This window comes from Mesorhizobium sp. P5_C1 (assembly GCF_054049815.1).
The window spans coordinates 1-527 of sequence record NZ_JBFULQ010001419.1; the positions used below are offsets into that span (position 1 = coordinate 1).

General features: G+C 60.3%; 1 protein-coding gene. It reads left to right on the top strand.

Annotated elements, in window-relative coordinates:
• Nucleotides 1-33: 33 nt before the first annotated feature.
• Nucleotides 34-527, top strand: a 494-nt coding sequence (locus tag ACXJ7R_RS36135) for a DUF1173 family protein (protein ID WP_457155947.1), incomplete at its 3' end; no start/stop codon positions are given.

The following is a 527-nucleotide window of genomic DNA, read 5'->3' on the forward strand; positions in this document are numbered from 1 at the left end:
GTGCGGGGCGGACCACTCGCGGATATCCTGTTCGTGCCCGAGCCGTTTCGGGCCGAGAACAGGCAAGCCATCGAGCAGCGTCGCAACGCGGTTCTCGGCTCGGCGCTCCCGCCTAAATCAGGTCCCCGAAAGCTGCTCGTCCTGGTGGGCGAGATGAAGGAGATGGTTCCTGCCCGCTCCGGTCAGAAACTCGTCATCAGGCATTTGCCCGGTTTTCCCTTCATTATCGAAGATGCATTGCACCGCCGTTTGCAGGCACGTTTCGAGAGAGAATTGTCGCTGTGGGCAGCGGATCCGAACTCACATCTGATGGTGATCGCGACCTTCGGACTGAACCCGGCCGGCCTCGCCATTGTCGAGGAGATTGCGTTGATGGTGGTCTCCGAGAACTGGATTCCTTACGAGACGGTCCCGGAGAAAAGGCTCGTCGATGGGCTCGCCCGCCTTCGCGAGAAGAGCGTGAAGGGATTGCGCTTTGACCTGCAACCCGACCAGCCGATCGCCAATGCGTTGCTTCAGAACAGGGA